The following is a 13,265-nucleotide window of genomic DNA, read 5'->3' as shown; positions in this document are numbered from 1 at the left end:
GGTCAGTTCCCCATCCCGGAGTGCTGCTCCTCTTGCGCGAACTGGGCCTGGTACGCGACGAACTGGGCCCGCTCCTCGTCCACCAGGGCGTGTCCGTCGGCGTAGATGTTCTCGAAGATCGCCATGTCGTCCGGGTCGGGCATGGTGCGCACGGTGTCGCGCACCCGCTTGGCGAGCGCGTCGCTCTCGGTCTCCAGCTCCGCGAAGAAGGCCTCGTCGGCGTGGCCCTCGCTCTCCAGGTACGTCCGCAGGCGCAGGATCGGGTCCTTGGCCTCCCACTGCTCGCGCTCCTCGTCCCGGCGGTACTTCGTCGGGTCGTCGGAGGTGGTGTGGGCGCCCATCCGGTAGGTGAACGCCTCGATGAGCATGGGGCCTTCGCCGGTGCGGGCGCGCTCCAGCGCCGCCCTGGTCACGGCGAGCACGGCCAGGACGTCGTTGCCGTCCACGCGCACGCCGGGGAAGCCGTAGCCCTGGGCGCGCTGGAAGAGCGGCACGCGGGTCTGCTTCTCGGTGGGCTCGGAGATGGCCCACTGGTTGTTCTGGCAGAAGAACACCACCGGCGCGTTGTAGACGGCCGCGAAGGTGAACGCCTCGGCCACGTCGCCCTGCGAGGACGCGCCGTCGCCGAAGTACGCGATGACGGCCGAGTCCGCCCCGTCCTTCGCGATGCCCATCGCGTAACCGGTCGCGTGCAGCGCCTGCGAGCCGATGACGATCGTGTAGAGGTGGAAGTTGTTCTCGTTGGGGTCCCAGCCGCCGTTGTTCACGCCGCGGAACATGCCCAGGAGGTTGGTCGGGTCGACCCCGCGGCACCAGGCGACGCCGTGCTCGCGGTAGGTCGGGAAGACGTAGTCGTCGTCGCGGGTCGCGCGGCCGGAGCCGATCTGGGCGGCCTCCTGGCCCAGCAGCGAGGCCCACAGGCCGAGTTCGCCCTGCCGCTGCAGGGTGGTCGCCTCGGCGTCGAACCGGCGGGTCAGCACCATGTCCCGGTACAGACCACGCAGTTCCGCGGGCGACAGTTCGATGGAGTAGTCCGGGTGCTCGACCCGTACGCCCTCCGGCGTCAGCAGCTGGACGAGCTCCGGCTCCTGCCCCGGCCCGTCGGCCGGCTTCTTGCCCCCGGCTCGCTTGCTGCTGCTGCGTCGCGGCTTGCGCGCGGCAGTGCTGTCCACGGTCACGTGTGCTCCTCCGTCTGTCCGGCCCCCGGGGTCGCCGGCGGCCGGAGGGAAGTCCCCCCGCCGTGAGACAGGGGGAGGCTCGCCCGGCCGCCCGAGGCACACGGGGTGGGTGTGCCGAGGCCGGAACCGGGCGTGACAGGCGCCCCGGCGAATGGCCTGCAATAAGCACGTTACCCAGCGGACCGCATTCCTGCGAAACCCCTCTGACCTGCGATTTTGCTTGGATTTCCAAGTAAATCGAGAAAGTGGGGCGCCTCCCCTGGTCACAGCCTTGCGCACTGCCGGAACGGGGGCACGTTATCCCGGAGGACAAGAGCAGGGGAAGAGTCGATGTGTGAGACTGTCAGCGTGCGCGAAGAAGGAAAAATCACGGTATTTCTGCTGGACGACCACGAAGTCGTCCGTCGCGGCGTCCACGAGCTCCTCTCCGTCGAGGAGGACATCGAGATCGTGGGAGAGGCCGGCACCGCCGCGGATGCACTGGTGCGCATTCCCGCCACCCGGCCGGACGTCGCCGTACTGGACGTCCGTCTTCCGGATGGCAGCGGAGTCGAAGTATGCCGTGAGATCCGTTCTCAGGACGAGAGCATCAAATGCCTGATGCTCACCTCGTACGCCGACGACGAAGCCCTCTTCGACGCGATCGTGGCCGGTGCCGCGGGCTATGTCCTCAAGGCCATTCGCGGCAATGAGCTGCTCTCCGCCGTACGGGACGTGGCGGCCGGGAAATCCCTGCTCGACCCGGTGGCGACGGCCCGGGTGCTGGAACGGCTGCGCGACGGCAAGGACCCCAAGGGGGACGACCGGCTGGCCTCGCTGACCGAACAGGAACGGCGCATTCTGGATCTCATCGGCGAGGGCCTGACCAATCGCGTGATCGGCGAACGGCTGCACCTGGCCGAGAAGACGATCAAAAACTACGTCTCCAGCCTGCTGTCCAAACTGGGCATGGAACGGCGTTCCCAGGCGGCGGCCTACGTGGCCCGCCTGCAGGCCGGAAAGGGCTGAAAGCCGGATCAGGGACCAAAGACCCTGTGCCGAAGGGGCGGGTGCCCCTATGGCACCGCGGGACCGACCGGCAGAGTGGTGACCATGTCCTCCGTCCCCACAGGCGCCCACCGCGCGCACGACGGCGACGCCTACCGGGCGCTCGAACTGCTCGGCCGCACCCCGTACGGCCGGGTGTCCGTCACCCTGCGCGCGCTTCCCTTCGTCACCGTCGCCCGGCACGTCGTCGACGACGGCCGGGTGCTGCTGCGGCTGCACGGGGGCTTCGGGTACGCGCAGGCCTGCGACGGCAGTGTCGTCGCCTACGCCGCCGACAACATCGGCGACCGCGAGGACGGCGAAGAGACCGTCTGGACCGTGCAGTTCGTCGGCACGGCACGGCGCTTCGTGCCGGGACCGGCGGAGCTCGAACTCTTCGGCCCCGCACCACGGTTCGCGGACGACGTGCCCTTCGCGCCTGAATACCTGTGCATAGAACCCCAGTTCATCACCCTGCACCACCTCGAAGGCGTACCCGCGCGACGGCCCGCACACTCAGCGTGATCTAACATTTGGGGCGTGCCGCGCTCACTTGTCACCCCTGCCCCACCCGACGGCGGCACCCTGTGCACCCTGCTGCGCCGCTACGGCGACGCCGGCGAGCCGGTCTCCTGCGAGACGCTCACCGAGGGGCTCCTCAACCGCGGCTACCGGCTCTCCACCACCCGCGGCCGCTTCTTCCTCAAGCACCACCTGGACGGCGACGAGGCCGCCATCGCCCGCCAGCACGAGGCGACCCGCCGGCTGGGCGCCCTCGGCCTGCCCGTCGTCCCGCCCGTCGCCGACTCCGAGGGCTCCACCCTGACCGTCCTCGGCGGCCGCTGCTACGCCCTGCACCCCTGGATCGACGGGCGGCACCGCGACGGCGGCGAGCTCACCGCCGGCCAGTCCCACCGGCTCGGCGCGCTGCTCGGCCACGTGCACACGTGCCTGGAGGAGGTCATGGAGGGCCCTGAGCGGGCCTGTACGGCCGCTGGAGAGGCTCCGGACGCCGCGGCCGACCCGGAGAACACCTACGCCCTCATCGAGGATCTCCTGGCCCTTGTGCGCCGCCGGCCCCGGGACGCCTTCGACGAACTGGCCGAACACCGGCTCGTCGAGCGCCGCGACCTGCTGGAGCAGCACGCCCACCGGCGCCCCGGCGCGGCCGCCGTCCCGGCCCGCGGCTGGGTGCACGGCGACTTCCACCCGCTGAACCTGCTCTACCGGGGCGCCGAGCCCGCCGCGATCGTCGACTGGGACCGGCTGGGCGTCCAGCCGCGCGCCGAGGAGGCGGTCCGGGCCGCCGTGATCTTCTACGTGCGCCCGGACGGCACCCTGGACCTCGCGAAGGTGCGGCCGTACGCGCGCGCCTACCGCCGGGCCACCGGCGCGGACGCGGCGGAGCTCGGCGCGGCCGTGCACCGGGTGTGGTGGGAGCGCCTGAACGACTTCTGGATGCTGCGCTGGCGCTACCAGCTGGGCGACCACCGCGCCGACCCCGGTTTCCCGGCGTCGGCGGCGCTGGCCGTGTGGTGGACCCGCACGTACGAGGCGGTCGGCGCGGCGTTCACCGACTGACGTCTCGTGACCGCGGGGAACTGCGCGACCGGCCACGGACGGCCCGCAGCCGACGCACTGCACTCCCCGCGGAGCGCCTAGTGGCCGGTGGTGCCCTGGACGGTGCCGGAGGTGTCGCCACCGCCGGTGCTGCCGCCGTGGCCCGACGGGTTGGGCGACGGCTTGTCGTCGCCGCCCGACGGGTTGGGCGAGGGCTTCTGGGACGGCGTGTCGGGGGACGGGTTCGCCGACGGGTCCGTGCTCGGGTAGCGCGAGCGATGCCGGCTCGGCTCGGTCGACGGCTCGCCGTCGTCGGTCGAGTCGCCCCAGTCGCTGTTGTCGTTGCCCGTGTGAGGGTTGCGGTTGGGGCTGGGCGTGAGGCGCTTCTCGGGGGACTGGCTCGGCTCGGTGCTCGGGGAGTTGGACTGGGAGACCTTCGTGTCCGGGCTGTTGTTGCCGCCCGTCTTCTTGCCCATCGACTGGACCACGTAGAAGCCGCCCAGCGCCACGATGATCACGATCACCGCGGCGACCAGCGCCGCCTTCCCCTTGCCGCCGCCGGAGCCGCGGCCGCCCTGGCCGCCGCCCCCGTAGCCGTCGAAGCCGCCGTTGTCGCCGGGGCGCCGCGGCAGGATCGGCTGCTGCGAGGTGTCGCCGTGCTGCGGGTGCGGCATGGCCGTGGTGGCCCCCATGCCCATGCCGTTGATGACCTGGGTGGCCGCGGTCGCGTGGTCGACGGGACCGGTGTTCCAGGCTCCCGTGTGGCTGCCCGCGTCCTGCAGCATCTGCAGGGCGTACTGGACCAGCCCGCGCATCTCCTCGGCGCTCTGGAACCGGTCGTCCGGGTCCTTGGCGAGGGAGCGCATGACGAGGCCGTCGAGCTCCGGCGGCACGCTGCCGAGCACCTGCGACGGCGGGACGGGGTTGTCCTGGACGTGCTGGTAGACGACCGAGAGCGGGGTCTCGCCGGTGAACGGCGGGCGCAGCGACAGCAGTTCGTAGAGCAGGCAGCCGGTGGCGTAGAGGTCCGAGCGGGCGTCGACGGTCTTGCCGAGGGCCTGCTCGGGCGAGAGGTACTGCGGGGTGCCCATGACCATGCCGGTCTGGGTCATGGTGGACGCCGCGCCGTGCAGGGCGCGGGCGATGCCGAAGTCCATGACCTTGACCGCGCCGTTGTTCGTGATGATCACGTTGGCGGGCTTGATGTCGCGGTGGACGATGCCGTGCTGGTGGCTGTAGGCCAGCGCCTCCAGCACCCCGGAGACGATGATCAGGGCCTGCTCCGGCGGCGGCGCCTCGGCGTTGAGCAGCAGGTCGCGGATGGTGCGGCCTTCGACCAGCTCCATGACGATGTACGGCACGACGTTGCGGCCGACGGTGTCCTCGCCGGAGTCGTAGACGGCGACCACGGCGTGGTGGTTCAGACCGGCGACCGACTGTGCCTCGCGGGTGAAGCGGGCCTTGGAGACCGGGTCCTCGGCGAGGTCGGCGCGGAGCAGCTTCACCGCGACCGTGCGGCCGAGGCGGACGTCCTCGGCGGCGAAGACCTCGGCCATGCCGCCGCGGCCGAGCCGGTGGGTCAGGCGGTAGCGGCCGTCGCCGACCAGCCCACCATTGCCCCACATTTCCGGCACATCGGGCATTCCGCCCCCGTTGGCGCCAGGGTCGCCGGGACCCTGGTCGCTCTGCGTCTGTGCCATCAGTCCTCGCCGTCGTCTCTGGCCGCTCGCGTGGGGGCGATGCGCGGGGCAATACGGTCTTCCGCCAGTCCACGCTACAGGTTCCGCAGCGTGCACCGGTCCGGGATGGACCGGCCATCAAACCCGTACCGTCCCTAACAAGGCAAATCCCGTGACGGCTTGTCGCGCATCCGGTCACGGAACGGGCACGCGGCTTGACGTGCCCGCGCCCTGCGGCAGACTTGGCCGGGATACGTCGAAGAACAGCCGGAACACAGCGATGGACCGGCTCGTACGCCACCGTCACCGGTTACAGACAGTGCACAGTGCGCCGAGGGGGAAGCAACACCATGAGCCAGGACGGCGCACACGGCCGGTACGCGGGACGCACGGTCGGCGGTGGCCGCTACCAGCTCCGCGACCTGCTCGGCGAAGGCGGCATGGCCTCCGTGCACCTCGCCCACGACAGTGTGCTCGACCGGCACGTGGCCATCAAGACCCTTCATACCGAGCTGGGCCGCGAGGCCTCCTTCCGCGAGCGCTTCCGCCGCGAGGCGCAGGCCGTGGCCAAGCTCACGCACACCAACATCGTCTCGGTCTTCGACACCGGCGAGGACGAGCTGGACGGCTCGACGATGCCGTACATCGTCATGGAGTACATCGAGGGCAAGCCGCTGCGCTCGGTGCTCGACGCCGACGTCGCCCAGTACGGCGCGATGCCGGCCGACAAGGCGCTCAAGATCACGGCCGATGTGCTGGCGGCGCTCGAGGTCAGCCACGAGATGGGCCTGGTCCACCGGGACATCAAGCCCGGCAACGTGATGATGACCAAGCGCAATGTGGTCAAGGTCATGGACTTCGGCATCGCCCGCGCCATGCAGTCCGGCGTGACGTCGATGACGCAGACCGGCATGGTCGTCGGCACCCCGCAGTACCTCTCGCCCGAGCAGGCGCTGGGCCGCGGCGTGGACGCCCGCAGCGACCTGTACTCGGTCGGCATCATGCTCTTCGAGCTGCTGACCGGCCGGCTGCCCTTCGACGCGGACTCGCCGCTGGCCATCGCCTACGCGCACGTCCAGGAGGAGCCGGTCGCGCCCTCCACGATCAACCGGTCGATCCCGCCGGCCGTCGACGCGCTGGTGCTGCGCGCGCTGAAGAAGAACCCGAACGAGCGCTTCCCCAGCGCCGAGGCCATGCGCGACGAATGCGCCCGGGTGGCCGGGGCGGCCCAGGCGACCGGTTCGCCGATCATCATCGCGGGCGGCCCGCCGGCCCGCAGCGGTGCGGGCGTCGGCTCCGCCGTCTTCCCGCCCGTGGACAGCCAGATGCCGGCGCCCGGCCCGCAGGCCGTCCAGACGCCGTACCAGCCGCAGCCTGCCGTGCAGAACCCGTACGGCGGCTACGGCAGCCCGTCCACCCCGCCGCCGGCCGCCCAGGGCGGCTACCGGCCTCCGGCGCCCGCCTACTCGACGCCGGCCCCCGCGCCGGCCCCCGCCGGCAGCGGCAGGAGCAACAAGCCGGTCCTCATCGGCTCGGCCGTGGTCGCGGTCCTGGCGGTCGTCGGCGTGATCGCCGCCATCGCCCTCAACGGCCGGGACAACAACAAGAACGACCAGGCCGACGGCGGCAAGTCGTCCAACGCACCGGTCGCCCCCGGCGGCACGGGCGGCCAGGGCAGCACCTCCGGCGGCGGTGGCGGCGGCGCGCAGTCCAAGCACAAGGACGGCGACAAGTCGAAGACCATCGACAAGGAGAAGTGCACGCAGGCCTACGACGCCTACAACGACAAGACGAAGAAGACCGCTCCGGACTTCAAGTACTTGTACGTCGACTCCGTGAAGGAGTGCCTGCAGGCCGCCGGCTGGAAGTACCGCGTGGACCCGGTCAACGAGAACACCTGGGGCAAGGGCACCGTGATGACCCAGTCGCCCGAGGCGGGCGACCCGTTCGACCCGAAGAGCGCGCAGTTCGTGCTGACGGTGTCGACGGGCGACCCGGCGTCGTAAGCACCGGTCGCCGTCACCAACGGAAGAGGGGCCCCTTGCCGGTTCGGCAAGGGGCCCCTCTTCCGTTGCTCCTACAGGTACGGGCCCGAGCGGGCGCCGCCGTGCTGCTGGATGTCGTGCTCCTCGTCGTCGAGGACACCGGCGGGCAGGGCGCGCCGCATCTGCTCCAACTGGGCGCGGGCGGCCATCTGCTGGGCGAACAGCGTCGTCTGGATGCCGTGGAAGAGGCCCTCCAGCCAGCCCACCAACTGGGCCTGCGCAATGCGCAGTTCGGCCTCGGTCGGAATCGTCTCGTCCGTGAACGGCAGGGACAGCCGCTCCAGCTCCTCGACGAGCTCGGGGGCGAGGCCGTCCTCGAGCTCCTTGACGGAGCTGTGGTGGATCTCCTTGAGCCGGACGCGGCTCGCCTCGTCCAGAGGCGCGGCGCGCACTTCCTCCAGCAGTTGCTTGATCATGCTGCCGATGCGCATGACCTTGGCGGGCTGCTCGACCATCTCCGTCACCGGGACCTCGCGCGACTCGTCGTCGCCCTCCCCGCCGCCGGGGCTGGCGCTGCCGAGAGCCATGCCGTCCGGGCCTACGACCAGAACGTGCGGGCTCTCCTGCGACCGTTCATTCCTCGGCATATCCATGCCGCCATTCTCTCGCACAGGTGATTTCCCCCTGGTGATGCCCCCGTACACGCCTGATCCACCGCTTCCTTGCGCGGGGCGTGCGCTCCCCCGCTACTGCCTCCGCAGCCGCCAGGCGATGAATCCCAGACCCAGGCCCGTCAGCGCCATGCCGGTGCCGAGCGGCAGCACGCGTATCACCCGCTCCGCGGGCTCCGGCCGCCCCGCCGCCGCAGGTCCCGGGCCGTGCGAGGCCCCGCGCACGGGGCCCGGCTCCTCGCGCACGGGCGGCACGATCGGCGCCGCGTGCGAGGGCCGCGGGGCGGAGCGCTGTGGCCCGGCCGTGTCGGCCCGGCCGGGGTGCGGGCGGCCCTCCCCGGCCACGGTCCCGGCGAGCCGCCGGCCGGGTGCGGGCGGCGAGGGGAAGACGGTCGTGGTGGACGGCACCGTCGGAGAGGGCGTCGGCGACGGCCCGGAGAGGGCGTCGGACGCCGGTACGACCGGTATGAGCACCCCCGGCACCGCCATGGCCAGCCCGGCCAGGGCCCCGGCAATCCACACGGCCGCCACCGCCCTTCGCAGGAGTCGCATCACTCCCACCCTCACCCCCGCACGGCCGCGGCGCACCGGTGGCCGTCCGGTCGGGTGATGCGGCCGTGCCGCTCACGTCGTGAGCAGCACCTTGCCTACGTGCACGCTCTCCTCCAGCACCCGGTGCGCGGCGGCCGCGTCCCGCATCGGCATCGTCCGGTCGACGACCGCCCACACCCGCCCTCCGGCGATCAGCGGCCACACGTGCTCCCGCACGGCCGCCACGATGGCCGCCTTCTCCGCGAGCGGCCGCCCGCGCAGCGAGGTCGCCGTCACGGCCGCCCGCTTGGCCAGCAGCTTGCCCAGGTCGATCTCGCCCTTGCGGCCGCCCTGCAGGCCGATGATGGCGAGCCGGCCGTTGACCGCCAGGGCGTCGATGTTCCGCTGCAGGTACTTCGCCCCGACGATGTCCAGGACGACGTCGGCGCCGACCCCGCCGGTCACCTTGTGCAGTTCCTCGACGAAGTCCTGTTCGCGGTAGTCGATGAGGATGTCGGCACCCAGTTCGCGGCAGCGCTCCAGCTTGTCCCGGCCGCCCGCGGTGACCGCGACGCGCGCCCCGACCGCCTTGGCCAACTGGACGGCCATGGTGCCGATTCCGCTGCCGCCGCCGTGCACGAGAAACGTCTCACCGGGGCTGAGGTGCGCCACCATGAAAACGTTTGACCACACAGTGGCTGTCACTTCAGGCAGAGCGGCCGCCGTGACGACGTCCATGCCGTCCGGTACGGGGAGCAACTGACCGACCGGCACGCAGACTTTCTCCGCGTAGCCACCGCCGGCCAGCAGCGCACACACCTCGTCGCCGACCGCCCAGCCGCTCACTCCGGGACCGAGCGCGGCGATCCGCCCGGAGCATTCGAGACCGGGGTACGGGGACGCGCCGGGCGGCGGGTCGTAGAAGCCCTGCCGCTGCAGCAGGTCGGCACGGTTGACGGCACTGGCGACGACCTCGACCAGCACCTCGCCCGCGCCGGGCACGGGGTCGGGTACCTCGGCCCAGACGAGGGCCTCGGGTCCGCCGGGAACGGGAATGGTGATCGCATGCATGGGCGCGAGGCTACTCACCGGTGGCCCTCCGCGCTGCGTCCGGCGATGGGGGATCATGGACTGCGTGCGAAATGTGACGAATGCAGCTTTGAGGCCGACAGACGATGGTTGACCGCAAGAGCAACAGGGTGCTGATCCGGTCCCTGCTCCGCCGGAGCCGCCCCGACGCCGAGGACATCGAAGCCGGCCGGACCATCGTCCTGCCCGTCCAGGGTGCCACCTCGCCCCTGCGCCAGGTCGCCCGGCGGCTGCTCATGGCGCTGCTCGTCATGACCGCCACGGTCTTCATCGTCTACGCCGACCGCAGCGGCTACCACGACAACGCGGGCGGCGAGGTGAGCTTCCTGGGCGCCGTCTACTACGCGACCGTCACCCTGTCCACCACCGGATACGGCGACATCGTCCCGTACAGCGACAGCGCCCGCCTGAGCAACGTGCTGCTGGTGACGCCGCTCCGCGTGCTGTTCCTGATCATCCTGGTCGGCACCACGCTCGAAGTGCTCACCGAACGGACACGGCAGCAAGTACGCATTCACCGTTGGAGGTCGCGGATGCGAGACCACACCGTCGTCGTGGGATACGGCACCAAGGGCCGCCACACCATCGACACCCTGATCGGGCAGGGCAAGCCCAAGGACAAGATCGTCGTCGTGGACCCGCAGAAGAAGGCGGTGGACGCCGCGGCGAGCGACGGTCTCGTGGGCGTCCTCGGCGACGGCACCAGGTCCGAGACCCTGCTGCGCGCCGAACTGCAGCGGGCCACGCACGTCGTGATCTCCACGGAGCGGGACGACACGGCCGCCCTGGTGACGCTCACGGCCCGCCAGCTCAACAAGCACGCCACGATCGTCGTCGCCGTGCGGGAGGACGAGAACGTCCCGCTGCTCCGCCAGAGCGGCGCCAACACGGTCGTCACCAGCTCCAGTTCGGCCGGGCGGCTGCTCGGTATGTCCATGCTGAGCCCGAACGTCGGCAACGTCCTGGAGGACCTGCTGACCTACGGCCACGGCCTGGACGTCGTCGAACGCCCGGTGACCAAGAGCGAGGCGGGGCGGAGCCCCAGGGACTGCGACGACCTGGTGGTGGCGGTGATCCGGGGGCACCGGCTGCTGCCGTACACGGATCCCGAGGCGGCGACGCTCCATCTGGCCGATCGCCTGGTCACGATCAAGCAGAACGCGCGGAATCACTGAGCCCCTTACAGGGCGCCCGGCAGCTCCAGGAGTTCGACCGCTTCGCCGCGGGCCGCGCCGCCCGGCGGGACGACCGCGAGGGCGTCCGCGGCGGCCAGGCCGCGCAGCATCGCCGGGCCGTGGAAGTTCAGCGGGCGGGCGCGGCCCTCGCCGCGGTCGGCGACCGGTACGAGCCGGGTGTCCGCGGGCCGGCCGGCCACCGCCTCGGTGAGCACGGCCCGGCGGGGCCTGCGCGCGCCGCGCCCCGCGAGGGTGCGCAGCAGCGGCTCGGCCAGCGTCAGCAGGCCCGCGACGGCCGCCAGCGGATTGCCGGGGAGCCCGACCACGTGCCGCCCGGGCCCGTAGCGGGCCAGCAGCATGGGGTGGCCCGGGCGCACGGCGACACCGTCGACCAGCCACTCGGCGCCGAGGTCGCCCAGGGTGGGGTGGACGTGGTCGACGGGCCCGGCGGCGGTGCCCCCGGTGGTGAGGACCAGGTCGGCGCCGGACGCGGTGAGGGCCGCGCGCAGCGCCGCCGCGTCGTCGCCGAGGAACCGCGTCGCCGTCACCTCGGCGCCCAGGGCGCGCAGCCAGGGCCCGAGCATCGGGCCGAGCGCATCGCGGATGCGGCCCTCGTGCGGCAGACCCTCGCGCAGGAGTTCGTCGCCGAGGACGAGGACCTCGACGCGCGGGCGCGGGGCGACGGTCAGCTCGTCGTAGCCGGCCGCAGCGGCGAGGCCGAGCACGGCGGGGGTGACGAGGGTGCCGGCGGGCACGAGGGCGTCGCCGGTGCGGCACTCCTGGCCGCGCGGGCGGATGTCGGCGCCCTGGGTGACGTGCCGGGTGGCGTGCAGCAGTTCGCCCGCGTCCCGCACGATGCCGTACTCGCTGCGCAGGACGGCCGTCGCCCCGGCCGGCACGCGTGCGCCGGTGGCGATCCGCAGGGCGTGCCCGTCGCGCAGCACGCCGGCCTCGGCGTGCCCGGCGAGGATGCCCTCGCCGTCGGCGGGGAGCCGCCAGGGGCCGGGTCCGGCGACGGCCCAGCCGTCCATGGCCGAGGTGTCGAAGGAGGGCAGGTCGGTCAGGGCGGTGAGCGGTGCGGCCAGGGTGTGGCCGAGGGCGTCGCCGAGGGGGCGCGGGCAGGGCTGCAGGGGCGCGGCGGCCCGGGCGGCCGTCCGGCGGGCCTCCGGCCAGGGGGTGCCGTGGCCGGGGGAGGGCTCGGTGCCGTCGCCCTTCCGCTCCGCCCTGCCGCCCGTCGCGTCGTAGTAGCGGACGCCCGCGAACGGCACGTCGAGCGGCGGCTCTTCGCGCCCGGGTGCCGCGGAGGCCTCCTCGAACGGGTCCTCCTCGTCGAACGGGAAGTAGCCGCCGGGCTCACGGCCCTCCTGCTGCCGTTCGGGCTCCGGCTCCGGCCCAGTCGCGGCGCGGGTGTCCGCGAACAGCGCCAGGGCGTCGTCCGTGGCGCTGTCGAGCGAGGCGTCCGCCTCCCGCCGGCCGGTCATGACGACCCGGCGGGCTTCTGCGGCCCCGCCGCACCGCCCTCCTCGGCCCAGCGTGCGGCGAGCGCCGTGGCCTTGCGGGCGGCCTCGGCGAGCTCCTCCGGACCGCCGCCGCGGAGCGCCGCGGCATAGCCGACGAGGAAGGTCGTCAGGGGCGCGGCGGGACGGGCCACGCCGTGCGCGGCGTCGCGCGCGAGGTCGAGCAGGCCTGCCGTGTCCACATCGATCTCGATGCCGAGCTCGGCCTTGACCGCGGAGATCCATTCATCCAGCACGCTCCTATCGTCCCTGATGCGGGCGCGGGCCGTGCCGATGTCCTCCCAGGTGTCGCAGTCGAAGGACGCGGTGGGGTGGTGCAGCCGGGTCAGGGACAGCTCCGCGGTGAGCAGCCGCAGGGGCAGGCCGGTGAGCGTGCCGTGCTCGGCGGCGAGGAGCCCGAGTTCGCGCCGGAGCGCCTCGGTCCGGTAGGCGGCGACCAGCGGCTGCTCCCGGCCGCCGGGGTCGGTGAGGACGGCGCCCTCGACGGCGCCCTCGGCCGTGCCGCCGTGCCCGCCCAGCGCGCCGAGCAGCGCCCGTACCGCCTGTTCGTCGAGGAAGGGCAGGTCGGCGGAGAGCAGCAGGACCGTCTCCGCGGAGACCTGGCGCAGCCCGGCGTCCAGGGCGGCGAGCGGGCCGCCTCCGGGCGGCTGTTCGCGGGCCCAGAGCACGGGCCGCACCGTCGCTCTGCGCGGCCCCACGACGACCGTGCGGGCGGCACCGCCGCAGGCGCCGAGCACCCGGTCGAGCAGCGACCGCCCGCCCACCCGTACGGCGGGCTTGTCCGCTCCGCCGAGCCTGCGGGCCGCACCGCCGGCCAGGACCACTGCGTCGTACACCGGATCGTTGGTCACCCG

Annotated in this window: 12 protein-coding genes; 5 read left to right on the top strand and 7 right to left on the bottom strand. The window is 72.7% G+C overall.

Going from position 1 to position 13,265, the window contains the following annotated elements; genetic code table 11:
• Positions 1 to 2: 2 nt before the first annotated feature.
• The gene (pdhA, locus tag ACLHRZ_RS15520) at positions 3 to 1,178 is read right to left on the bottom strand and encodes a pyruvate dehydrogenase (acetyl-transferring) E1 component subunit alpha (protein ID WP_490419005.1); all 1,176 of its coding nucleotides are present in this window, start codon (positions 1,176 to 1,178) and stop codon (positions 3 to 5) included.
• 348 nt (positions 1,179 to 1,526) lie between these two features.
• On the opposite strand from pdhA, the gene ACLHRZ_RS15515 reads away from it, so the two are divergent.
• The 3 genes from ACLHRZ_RS15515 to ACLHRZ_RS15505 all read left to right on the top strand — a co-directional run bounded on the left by ACLHRZ_RS15515 (position 1,527) and on the right by ACLHRZ_RS15505 (position 3,785).
• Positions 1,527 to 2,186 carry a response regulator gene (locus tag ACLHRZ_RS15515; RefSeq protein ID WP_490419160.1) on the top strand — a complete coding sequence of 220 codons (660 nt, stop codon included), beginning with the start codon at positions 1,527 to 1,529 and terminating at the stop codon, positions 2,184 to 2,186.
• Between the two features lie 84 nt (positions 2,187 to 2,270).
• Positions 2,271 to 2,729 carry a pyridoxamine 5'-phosphate oxidase family protein gene (locus tag ACLHRZ_RS15510; protein ID WP_490419004.1) on the top strand — a complete coding sequence of 153 codons (459 nt, stop codon included), beginning with the start codon at positions 2,271 to 2,273 and terminating at the stop codon, positions 2,727 to 2,729.
• Positions 2,730 to 2,744: 15 nt separating this feature from the next.
• Entirely contained in the window at positions 2,745 to 3,785 is a 1,041-nt protein-coding gene (locus ACLHRZ_RS15505) for a phosphotransferase (RefSeq protein ID WP_490419003.1), read from the top strand.
• Positions 3,786 to 3,862: 77 nt separating this feature from the next.
• Here the strand turns inward: ACLHRZ_RS15505 and ACLHRZ_RS15500 are convergent, their stop codons facing one another.
• On the bottom strand, positions 3,863 to 5,464 hold the full coding sequence (locus tag ACLHRZ_RS15500; RefSeq protein WP_490419002.1) for a protein kinase domain-containing protein: 1,602 nt from the start codon (positions 5,462 to 5,464) through the stop codon (positions 3,863 to 3,865).
• Positions 5,465 to 5,793: 329 nt separating this feature from the next.
• On the opposite strand from ACLHRZ_RS15500, the gene ACLHRZ_RS15495 reads away from it, so the two are divergent.
• The gene (locus tag ACLHRZ_RS15495) at positions 5,794 to 7,449 is read left to right on the top strand and encodes a Stk1 family PASTA domain-containing Ser/Thr kinase (RefSeq protein WP_490419001.1); all 1,656 of its coding nucleotides are present in this window, start codon (positions 5,794 to 5,796) and stop codon (positions 7,447 to 7,449) included.
• A 71-nt stretch (positions 7,450 to 7,520) separates the two neighbouring features.
• Here the strand turns inward: ACLHRZ_RS15495 and ACLHRZ_RS15490 are convergent, their stop codons facing one another.
• The 3 genes from ACLHRZ_RS15490 to ACLHRZ_RS15480 form a co-directional block, all read right to left on the bottom strand.
• Complete coding sequence (locus ACLHRZ_RS15490; protein WP_490419000.1) at positions 7,521 to 8,081, bottom strand: bacterial proteasome activator family protein; 561 nt, start codon at positions 8,079 to 8,081, stop codon at positions 7,521 to 7,523.
• A gap of 93 nt (positions 8,082 to 8,174) precedes the next feature.
• The gene (locus ACLHRZ_RS15485; protein WP_490418999.1) at positions 8,175 to 8,651 is read right to left on the bottom strand and encodes a hypothetical protein; all 477 of its coding nucleotides are present in this window, start codon (positions 8,649 to 8,651) and stop codon (positions 8,175 to 8,177) included.
• 72 nt (positions 8,652 to 8,723) lie between these two features.
• Positions 8,724 to 9,701 carry an NAD(P)H-quinone oxidoreductase gene (locus tag ACLHRZ_RS15480; RefSeq protein WP_490418998.1) on the bottom strand — a complete coding sequence of 326 codons (978 nt, stop codon included), beginning with the start codon at positions 9,699 to 9,701 and terminating at the stop codon, positions 8,724 to 8,726.
• A 104-nt stretch (positions 9,702 to 9,805) separates the two neighbouring features.
• On the opposite strand from ACLHRZ_RS15480, the gene ACLHRZ_RS15475 reads away from it, so the two are divergent.
• A complete protein-coding gene (locus ACLHRZ_RS15475) occupies positions 9,806 to 10,894 on the top strand; it encodes a potassium channel family protein (RefSeq protein WP_490418997.1) in 1,089 nt (362 codons plus the stop codon).
• Between the two features lie 5 nt (positions 10,895 to 10,899).
• Here the strand turns inward: ACLHRZ_RS15475 and ACLHRZ_RS15470 are convergent, their stop codons facing one another.
• Positions 10,900 to 12,375, bottom strand: a complete 1,476-nt coding sequence (locus ACLHRZ_RS15470; RefSeq protein WP_490418996.1) for a molybdopterin molybdotransferase MoeA — start codon at positions 12,373 to 12,375, stop codon at positions 10,900 to 10,902.
• A complete protein-coding gene (locus ACLHRZ_RS15465) occupies positions 12,372 to 13,262 on the bottom strand; it encodes a DUF6457 domain-containing protein (RefSeq protein WP_490418995.1) in 891 nt (296 codons plus the stop codon). Before ACLHRZ_RS15465 ends, ACLHRZ_RS15470 begins: the two co-directional genes overlap by 4 nt.
• Between the last annotated feature and the right edge of the window lie 3 nt (positions 13,263 to 13,265).

Source organism: Streptomyces sp. AM25 (assembly GCF_058146165.1).
This window is presented reverse-complemented; position numbering and strand designations above follow the sequence as displayed.

Bases quoted from the DNA above. Each gene is read 5' to 3' on its own strand.
- ACLHRZ_RS15500 (WP_490419002.1), bottom strand. From the start codon at position 5,464: ATGGCACAGACGCAGAGCGACCAGGGTCCCGGCGACCCTGGCGCCAAC.
- ACLHRZ_RS15490 (WP_490419000.1), bottom strand. From the start codon at position 8,081: ATGGATATGCCGAGGAATGAACGGTCGCAGGAGAGCCCGCACGTTCTG.
- ACLHRZ_RS15495 (WP_490419001.1), top strand. From the start codon at position 5,794: ATGAGCCAGGACGGCGCACACGGCCGGTACGCGGGACGCACGGTCGGC.
- ACLHRZ_RS15470 (WP_490418996.1), bottom strand. From the start codon at position 12,375: ATGACCGGCCGGCGGGAGGCGGACGCCTCGCTCGACAGCGCCACGGAC.
- ACLHRZ_RS15485 (WP_490418999.1), bottom strand. From the start codon at position 8,651: ATGCGACTCCTGCGAAGGGCGGTGGCGGCCGTGTGGATTGCCGGGGCC.
- ACLHRZ_RS15510 (WP_490419004.1), top strand. From the start codon at position 2,271: ATGTCCTCCGTCCCCACAGGCGCCCACCGCGCGCACGACGGCGACGCC.
- ACLHRZ_RS15475 (WP_490418997.1), top strand. From the start codon at position 9,806: ATGGTTGACCGCAAGAGCAACAGGGTGCTGATCCGGTCCCTGCTCCGC.
- ACLHRZ_RS15480 (WP_490418998.1), bottom strand. From the start codon at position 9,701: ATGCATGCGATCACCATTCCCGTTCCCGGCGGACCCGAGGCCCTCGTC.